At 62.9% G+C, this 9,006-nt stretch carries 7 protein-coding genes; 4 read left to right on the forward strand and 3 right to left on the reverse strand.

What is annotated here, in order from left to right; translation table 11 throughout:
- Nucleotides 1-42 precede the first annotated feature (42 nt).
- Complete coding sequence (locus CAF92_RS25160) at nt 43-2,229, forward strand: patatin-like phospholipase family protein (protein WP_085602245.1); 2,187 nt, start codon at nt 43-45, stop codon at nt 2,227-2,229.
- Between the two features lie 88 nt (nt 2,230-2,317).
- Here the strand turns inward: CAF92_RS25160 and CAF92_RS25165 are convergent, their stop codons facing one another.
- Both CAF92_RS25165 and recQ read right to left on the reverse strand, forming a co-directional pair.
- Nucleotides 2,318-2,755, reverse strand: a complete 438-nt coding sequence (locus CAF92_RS25165) for a MarR family transcriptional regulator (protein WP_046614656.1) — start codon at nt 2,753-2,755, stop codon at nt 2,318-2,320.
- Between the two features lie 150 nt (nt 2,756-2,905).
- Nucleotides 2,906-5,050: a DNA helicase RecQ gene (recQ, locus tag CAF92_RS25170; RefSeq protein WP_085602246.1), complete on the reverse strand. Its 2,145-nt coding sequence runs from the start codon at nt 5,048-5,050 to the stop codon at nt 2,906-2,908.
- Nucleotides 5,051-5,296: 246 nt separating this feature from the next.
- Between recQ and CAF92_RS25180 the strand changes: the two genes are divergently transcribed.
- The 3 genes from CAF92_RS25180 to CAF92_RS25190 all read left to right on the forward strand — a co-directional run bounded on the left by CAF92_RS25180 (nt 5,297) and on the right by CAF92_RS25190 (nt 7,927).
- Nucleotides 5,297-5,884 carry a YecA family protein gene (locus CAF92_RS25180; protein WP_025340148.1) on the forward strand — a complete coding sequence of 196 codons (588 nt, stop codon included), beginning with the start codon at nt 5,297-5,299 and terminating at the stop codon, nt 5,882-5,884.
- The gene (locus CAF92_RS25185) at nt 5,838-6,257 is read left to right on the forward strand and encodes a YbaN family protein (protein WP_153671540.1); all 420 of its coding nucleotides are present in this window, start codon (nt 5,838-5,840) and stop codon (nt 6,255-6,257) included. Before CAF92_RS25180 ends, CAF92_RS25185 begins: the two co-directional genes overlap by 47 nt.
- Nucleotides 6,258-6,568: 311 nt before the next feature.
- A complete protein-coding gene (locus tag CAF92_RS25190; protein ID WP_046614659.1) occupies nt 6,569-7,927 on the forward strand; it encodes a TolC family outer membrane protein in 1,359 nt (452 codons plus the stop codon).
- A 42-nt stretch (nt 7,928-7,969) separates the two neighbouring features.
- Here the strand turns inward: CAF92_RS25190 and CAF92_RS25195 are convergent, their stop codons facing one another.
- Nucleotides 7,970-8,569: a tRNA-uridine aminocarboxypropyltransferase gene (locus tag CAF92_RS25195; protein ID WP_085602247.1), complete on the reverse strand. Its 600-nt coding sequence runs from the start codon at nt 8,567-8,569 to the stop codon at nt 7,970-7,972.
- Nucleotides 8,570-9,006: the final 437 nt, after the last annotated feature.

Genomic DNA, 9,006 nt, shown 5'->3' on the forward strand with positions numbered 1-9,006 from the left:
CGCTTATACTAGCGGTCTTTAGCCCACGGTTTGAGACTCACGATGCGCCGTTTGCTGTTCTGTTTCCTGCTTGCCCTCACCACCCTGACGGTATTCGCCGCCGAACCGGCCAGGCCCAAGGTTGGCCTGGTACTGTCGGGGGGCGCGGCCCGCGGCCTGGCCCACATCGGTGTGCTCAAGGCCCTGGAGGAACAGGGCGTGCGCATCGACGCCATCGCCGGCACCAGCATGGGGGCGGTGGTCGGCGGCCTGTATGCCTCTGGCTACAGTGTCGAGGAGCTGGAAAAGCTCGCCACCACCCTCGATTGGCAGCAGGCGCTGTCCGACGCTCCACCGCGCAAGGACGTGCCGTTCCGACGCAAGCAGGATGATCGCGACTTCCTGGTCAAGCAGAAGCTCAGCTTTCGCGACGACGGCAGCCTGGGCCTGCCGCTGGGGGTGATCCAGGGCCAGAACCTGGCGCTGTTGCTGGAAAGCAAGCTGGCGCACACCGCCGACACCCGCGACTTCGACAAGCTGCCTATCCCGTTCCGCGCCGTGGCCACCGACATCGCCAGTGGCGAAAAGGTGGTGTTCCGCCGCGGCCACCTGCCCCAGGTGATCCGCGCCAGCATGTCGATCCCGGCGGTGTTCGCCCCGGTCGAGCTGGACGGCCGGCTGTTGGTGGACGGCGGCATGGTCGACAACATCCCGGTGGATGTCGCCCGCGAAATGGGGGTGGACCTGGCCATCGTGGTCGACATCGGCACCCCGCTGCGTGACCGCAAGCAGCTGGCCACCGTGGTCGATGTGCTCAACCAGTCGATCACTTTGATGACCCGCCGCAACTCGGAAGAACAACTGGCCAGCCTGCACCGCGACGACATCCTCATCCAGCCACCGCTGACTGCCTTTGGCGTTACCGATTTTGGCCGCGCCCGGGAAATGATCGAGGCTGGCTACCGCGCCACCCGCCTGCTCGACCCGCGCCTTGCCGCCCTGCGTCAGCCCGAAGGTGACAACAGCCTGGCCGTGGCCCGTTCGCCGCGCCAGCGCACGCCGACGATCACCGCGATCAGGATCGAGAACGACTCCAAGGTCAGCGACGAGGTCATCCGCTCGTACATTCGCCAACCCATCGACGCACCGCTGGAGCTCGGCCGCCTGCAGACCGACATGGGCACGCTGTACGGCCTGGACTACTTCGACCGGGTGCAGTACCGCGTGGTGCACAAGGGCGACGACAATACCTTGGTGATCAACGCCCGTGGCCGACGCGGTGGCACCGACTACCTGCGTCTGGGCCTGAACCTGTCGGACGACCTGCGCGGCGACAGCGCCTTCAACCTGGGCGCCAGCTACCGGGTCAACGGCATCAACAGCCTCGGCGCCGAATGGCTGACCCGTGGCCAGATCGGCGACCAGCAAGAGCTCTACAGCGAGTTCTACCAGCCGCTGGACGTGGGTTCGCGCTATTTCATCGCGCCATACCTGGACTTCGGTTCGCAGAACATCGAAGCCACCCTGGACAACGACCCGGTGGCCGAGTACCGCCTGGAGCGATACGGTTTTGGTCTGAACGTGGGGCGGCAGATCGGCAACAGTGGAGAGGTGCGCCTGGGCGTGGGCAAGGCCTGGGGCGAAGCCGAGGTGCGCATCGGCGACCAGGACCTGCCCAAGGTCAGTTTCAACGAAGGTTTCTACGAACTGAAGTATTCGTTCGACACCCTCGACAATGTGTACTTCCCGCACCGCGGCGAGGATATCGGCCTGACCTTGCGCAAATATGACCAGTCGCTGGATTCCGACCAGGATTACCGGCAGTGGATGTTCAACCTGGACAAGGCTATCAGCAGCGGGCCGAACACCTTCGTGCTGGGCGGGCGCTACGGGCGCACGCTGGATGATACCGAAGTGGTGACGTCGAGCTTCGTGCTGGGTGGCGCGCGGGAGCTGTCAGGCTTCCGTCAGGACTCGGTGTCGGGGCAGAACGTGAGCCTGATGCGCATGGTGTACTACCGCCGCCTGACGCCACGGGCCTACGTGCCGCTGGACTTCCCGCTGTACATCGGCGGGTCGCTGGAGCGAGGGCGTGCGTGGAACAACGACAACGAGTTCGACAGCGGGTACATCAACGCGGCGAGCATCTTCCTGGGGCTGGAGACGCCGCTGGGGCCGTTGAACTTCACTTATGGTGCCAACAGTGCACATGAGCAGGCGGTATACCTGAACCTGGGGCATACCTTCTAGGTGCCGGACACATTGTGGGAGGGGCTTTAGCCGCGAACACCGACGAAGCCGGTGCCATTCGCGGGTAAACCCGCTCTCACAGGCCCTCTCAGGACTTCTCCAGGTTGGCCAGGATCTTGGCATGCACCCGCATGCACACCTGCAGCTCCGCCTCGTCCACGCCGGTGAACAGTTCAACCCGCAGTTGATTGGCAATGGTCTCGATCTGGTCGATCAGCGGCTTGGCCGGCGGGCACAGCACAATTTTCTTCGCCCGCCGGTCTTCCAGTACCGCCTGCCGGCGTACCAGCCCCTGCGCCTCCAGGCTGTCGAGCAGGCGCGCCAAGGTCGGGCCTTCTACGCCCACGCTCTGGGCCAGCTCACGCTGGGTCGGGGCATCTTCGAAACGGGCCAGGTGCAGCAACACCAGCCAGCGCGCCTGGGACAGGTTGAGCCCGGCCAGGCGGCGGTCCAACTCGGCACGCCAACCTCGGGACATCTGGGCCAGCTGCATGCCGAAGCGGTGTTGGTTGTCGGTCAGGGGCATAAGCAACTCATTGAACAGATCTAATTATTAGGCAGCTAACCATGGCCCGTCCCACGAGGCAAGGCTCGGGCCCTCTGGAATGCTCGATAATCGTCAAAAAACATGACCAAGGTCAGCAGTTGGCAGTTCTGCCTTCGACCCTGTCACCACTCACAGTTCGAACTCTGCCGCCAGTGCTGCACGCACGCAGTAAAGCACGCCCTCTGGCACCCGCCCCCCGAACTGCGGCGCTATCGTCGACACCGCTGGCAGCTCGCCCTCGCCATCGAGGAAGGCATCCTGCACTTCCATCAACAGGTCTTCCGGCAGGTCCAAGGCTTGTTCCAAGCTCAGTTCCTGTCGGCCCAGCGCCTCGGCCAACAGGCTGTAGACGTTCTTCTCGCTGCAGTTGAGCTGCCCGGCGATCTGTGCCGGGGTCATGCCGGCGCGGGCAAGGCTGACCAGTTCGTGACGCAGGTCGAGCACCACTTTCGGTGCTTCTTCGGTGCCGCCGCTGTTGTTCAGCACCTCGAGGAAGGCCTGGCCATAGCGCTCCAGCTTGCGCGCGCCCACGCCGCTGACCTGGGCCATGTCGCTGAGGCTGACCGGCTGGCTGCGCAACATCTCCAGCAGCGTCGAGTCGGGGAAGATGACGTAGGGCGGCACACTGTGCTCCTCGGCCAGCTTGCGGCGCAGGGTACGCAGTGCTTCCCACAGTTCGCGCTCTTCGGCACGCACCAGCTGGCTGGCCGGGCTGCCACCACTGGACGACGTTCTGGCGGTGGTCTGCGGCTTGAGGTCACGGCGCAACTGCAAGGTCACCTCGCCACGCAGCAGCGGCCGGCAGCTGTCGGACAGGCGCAGGCCGCCGTAGCCTTCCAGGTCGATGTCGACCAGGCCGCGCGCCACCAACTGACGGAACAGCGAACGCCACTCGACTTCGGCCAGCCCCTTGCCGACGCCAAACACCGAGAGTTTCTCGTGGCCGAAATTGCGCACCTTCTCGGTGTCCTTGCCCAGAAGCACATCAACCAGGTGACCGACACCATAGCGCTGGCCGGTGCGGAACACCGCCGACAGCGCCTGGCGGGCCGGCTCGGTGGCGTCCCAGGTCTGCACCTGGTCGACACAGTTGTCACAGTGCCCGCAGGGTTGCTCGAGGATTTCGTCGAAATAGGCCAGCAGCGACTGGCGGCGGCAGCGTGTCTCTTCGCACAGGGCCAGCATGGCGTCGAGCTTGTGCTGTTCGATGCGCTTGTGACGCTCGTCACCTTCAGAGTTCTGCAGCATCTGCTTGAGCATCACCATGTCCTGCAGCCCGTAGGCCATCCAGGCATCGGACGGCAGCCCGTCGCGGCCGGCACGGCCGGTCTCCTGGTAATACGCCTCTAGCGACTTGGGCAGGTCAAGGTGGGCGACAAAGCGCACGTTGGGCTTGTCGATACCCATGCCGAAGGCGATGGTGGCGACCATGATCAGCCCTTCCTCGTTGAGGAAGCGGTGCTGGTTGGCCGCACGCGTCTCGGCAGCCAGGCCGGCGTGATACGGCAGCGCCGGGAAACCCTGGTCACAGAGGAAGGCGGCGGTTTCGTCAACCTTCTTGCGTGACAGGCAATAGACGATGCCGGCGTTGCCGCGGCGCTCGCCGAGGAAGGCCATCAGCTGCTTGCGTGGCGCCTCCTTGGGTACGATGCGGTAGAAGATATTGGGCCGGTCGAAACTCGACAGGAAGCGCTCGGCGCCCTGCAGGTGCAGGCGCTGGACGATCTCTTCGCGGGTGCGCATGTCGGCGGTGGCGGTCAGCGCGATGCGCGGCACATGCGGGAACAGCTCGGCCAACTGGCCCAGTTGCAGGTATTCGGGACGGAAATCGTGGCCCCATTGCGACACGCAGTGGGCCTCGTCGATGGCGAACAGCGAGATATCCAGGTCACGCAGGAAGTCGAGCATGCGCGGCTGCACCAGGCGCTCCGGTGCCAGGTACAGCATCTTCACTTCGCCACGGCGCAGGCGCCCGGCCAGGTCACGCTGCTGTTCCGGGGTCAGCGTGGAGTTCAGCGCGGCGGCCGGCACCCCCAGTTCGTCGAGCGTGGCGACCTGGTCGTCCATCAGCGCGATCAATGGCGAAACCACCACCGTCAGGCCCGGGCGCAGCAACCCCGGCACCTGGAAACACAACGACTTGCCGCCGCCGGTGGGCATCAGAACCAAGGCATCGCCGCCATTGGCCACGCAGTCGATGATCGCTGCCTGGCGCCCGCGGAAACTGTCGTAGCCGAAGACGTCCTTGAGAACGCGCTGAGCCTGTTCGAGCATGTGCAACTCCACAAATCGCCGTACCATCCCGGATACAGGCTGGACGAAAAACCCGCCCCGCACACGCCGAATGCGTAAGCGGTTTTTGCCAGGCAGCCAGTAATACCTGCCCCTGGATGAAAAATCGCGGAGTATACCGCAGCACTGCCTCGCGCAGGGCACCACGGCGATAGACGTTCCCTTTGCCCCGCTGCCGTCGCAAGGTGCTAGAATTCGTTATCGTTTATTCCCCAAGGTAGCCCTGTAATGTCCTTCGCCGAGCAACTGACCCGCCTGCAAGCCTTCCTCGACGCCGACGAGCTGCACGAGGAAGCGCTGGACTATGTCGCCGCCCACGGCTACCTCACCGCCCTTTCGATCAATGCCGAGGAAGTGCCCGAGCGCGAGTGGATCGATGCCCTGTTCGCTGAAGAGCCGCACTACGCCAGCGACGCTCAGCGCACCGAGATCGAGGCTACCCTGGTGGCGCTGAAAGCGCACATCGCCCGCCAGCTGGCCAGCGACGACGAGTTCGAGCTGCCATGCGACCTCGACCTGACCGACGAGCCGGACGATTCCGACCTGCGCGGCTGGTGCATCGGCTTCATGGAAGGCGTATTCCTGCGTGAAGAGGCCTGGTTCGAGAACGCCGAGGAAGAAGTCAGCGAAATGTTGCTGCCGATCATGGTCGGCTCGGGCCTGTTCGACGAGCAGCCGGAGTTCGCCGACATTGCCAGCAACGCCAACTTGCAGGACGACATGATCGTACAGATCCCCGAAGCGCTGACGGCGCTGTTCCTGCTGCTGCATGCCCCTGACGAAAAGCCGGCGCTGCTCAAGCCACGCCACCACTAAGTCGCCTGTGCGCTACCTGCTGCTGGCCATTGGCTGGCTCAGCGTTGCATTGGGGGTGTTGGGGATATTCCTGCCGGTATTGCCCACCACCCCGTTCCTGCTATTGGCGGCCGCCTGCTTTGCCCGCAGCTCGCCGCGCTTTCATCACTGGCTGGTCCATCACCCGAAGCTCGGGCCATGGATCCGTGACTACCTAAGTGGTGAAGGCATCCCCCTCAAGGGCAAGGTCTACGCCATCGGCCTGATGTGGGCCAGCATCGGCCTGTCCTGCTATCTGGTGCCCCTGTTCTGGGCGCGCACCTTCATGCTGATCAGCGCCGTCCTGGTAAGCCTGTACATCCTCAGCCAGAAAACCCTTCACAAGCCAAAGTGACAATATTCTGTCGCCAAATATCAATTTTGCCTAACGGCCATTCTCCTTATCCGGAATGATTCTGGAACTCCTTGAAGCCCGCGCATTCATTGGCTTTCATGGATTTTTCCGCTGCCATTCCCTGGATACTTCTGTTCGCCAATTAGACAATTTATATATTATATGGCGATTTGATATGAATAAATCTTCTTATATATCGCGTTGAATGTACTTAGCTGTGTTATTAAAAACCTGCAACACTATATGCAATAACTTTATCGTCATTTTTTTGGCGAGCAGCAGGATCAATTTCAGGATCAGGGAGATGTACCATGCGCGTTTTGAACCCCATCACCAGTGCATTACTGTTGGCCCTGGCGAGTGCCAACGTACAGGCGATGTCGATCACCGAGGCTGTCCAGAGCGCCGTGGACTACCACCCACAGGTCAGCTCCAACCGCAACAGCAAGCTGTCGGCCGATGAGGATGTGAAGTTCGCGCGTGGTGGCTACTACCCTTCCGTGGATCTGGTTGCCGGCTATGGCCGCCAGCGTTCGGACAACACCTCGACTCGTGCCGAGGGCAACCACAACAAGGAAACCCTCAACTACACCCAGTCCGAGCTGCGCCTGCGGCAGATGATCTTCGACGGCTTCAACACCTCGAATGAAGTGGGCCGCACCGAAGCGGTCTCCACCTCCCGCGCCTACTACACCCAGGCCGTTGCCCAGGATGTCGCCCTGCGTGCAGTCGAGGTGTACCTGGAAGTGCTCAAGCGCCGTGAACTGGTGACCCTGGCCAGGAACAACCTGCAAGCCCACCTGCGAGTCAACGACCAGATCGGCCTGCGCAACGAGCGCGGCGTCGGCAGCACCGCCGACCTTGACCAGTCCCGCGCACGTCGCGCCCTGGCAGAAAACAACCTGGACACCGCCGAAGTCGACCTGGCCGATGCCGAGGCCAACTTCTTCAGCGTCGTCGGCCGCATGCCGGACGAGCTGGAAAGCCCGCAGTCGATCAAGGTGGAAATGCCGGCCGACCTCGAACAGGCGCGTGAAGGCATGCGCCAGAACAACCCTTATATCAAGTCGGCCCAGGCCGATGTGAATGCCGCCGAGAAGCAGTACGAAGTGGCCAAGTCCACCTTCTATCCTCGCTTCGATGCCATTCTGGCCACAGGTGCCAACAACAACACCGGCGGCGAGAAAGGTCATAACAACAACGACTGGCAAGCCGGCGTCGAAATGAACTACAACCTGTTCCGCGGCGGCAGTGACAAAGCTCGCCTGAACTCCGACGCGCACAAGGTCAACCAGGCCCTGGACATCCGCAACAACGCCCTGCGTGAACTGACCGAAAACCTGAGCCTGGCGTGGAACGCCATGAACAACGCGAGCAAGCAGCTACCGACTGCGCGTGAATACGCCGAGACCACCAAGCGCGTGCGTGCCGCCTACCAGGACCAGTTCGGCCTGGGCCAACGTACCCTGCTCGACGTGCTCGACAGTGAAAACGAGCTGTACAACGCCGACCGCCGCTACACCGAGGTGCGTTATACAGAGGAGTTCTCGCGCTACCGCGTGCTGGCAACCATGGGCGAGCTGCTGAGCAAGCAGCGTATTTCGCTGCCGCCGGAAGCGCTGGCTACCACCGAAGTACGCACCGAGGCGCGTTTGCCTGATATGCGTTGATCGGGTTCGAGATAGCCGGGGCCGCTTTGCGGCCCCCTGCCCTCACTCGCTACCATGGTTACGCTGGAACGTCTCCAAACTCATGGCCCTGATCTGCCCCTCGATCAACGCCTCGAACGGTGCCAGCAGCGCATCGAAACAGGCAGGCTGCTCCAACGCGTTCAGCGCTCCCACCACCGCCTCGATAGTCGATAACGCACCCGCCTCCGGCGCCTTGCGCAAGCGGTAGCGTGAAGGCGCGACAGCCCCCAGCGTCACCCGCGGCAACGCCTCCAGCAACGGGTTCAGGTACAGCAGTTTGCGCGCCTTGCGCCAAGTGCCGTCAGGCACGATCAACAGCAATGGTTGGACTTCCGTTTCTCCATAGGCCACCAACTCCTGCGCGTCGTCACCCGGGAACAGCAGGGCTGGCCGGTAACCGGGGGTCGCCAGCAATTCGTTGAGGTCATCGAATACCTCACCTACCCGCAACTCGGCGTTGTTCAGGCCAAGGGCGGCCAGGCGGGCGGTATTAAGGGCATGGGCAGTTTCACTGGGGTGCTGCAGCAGGATGACGCGGGTGCGGCTGTCGAGCGCGGGGATCAGTGGGCAGAGGCAATGGTCGAGCGGGCGCTGGCAGCGCTCGCAGCGGGGTCTGGGCATGGGGTTCTCCTTGGCGGGAACAGTTTGCCACAGAACCGGGGCCCGCTTTGCGGGCCTTTCGCCGGCAAGCCAGCTCCCACAGGATCACCACAGGCCTGGGCCTTGTGCAATACCTGTGGGAGCTGGCTTGCCAGCGAAAACAGGATCACCACAGACCTGAGCCTTGTGCAATACCTGTGGGAGCTGGCTTGCCAGCGAAAACAGGATCACCACAGGCCTGAGCCTTGTGCAATACCTGTGGGAGCTGGCTTGCCAGCGAAAACAGGATCACCACAGGCCTGGGCCTTGTGCAATACCTGTGGGAGCAACTGTCTTGCTCAATTTCTAAAAGCTGGCGTGATCCCTGTGGGAGCGGGCTTGCCCGCGAACACGGGCGAAGCCCGTGCCATCCATCGCGGTGTCTTCTTCGCGGGTAACCCGCTCCCACAGGGATCACG

The organism is Pseudomonas sp. B10(2017), assembly GCF_002113295.1.
Lineage (GTDB): Bacteria > Pseudomonadota > Gammaproteobacteria > Pseudomonadales > Pseudomonadaceae > Aquipseudomonas > Aquipseudomonas pudica.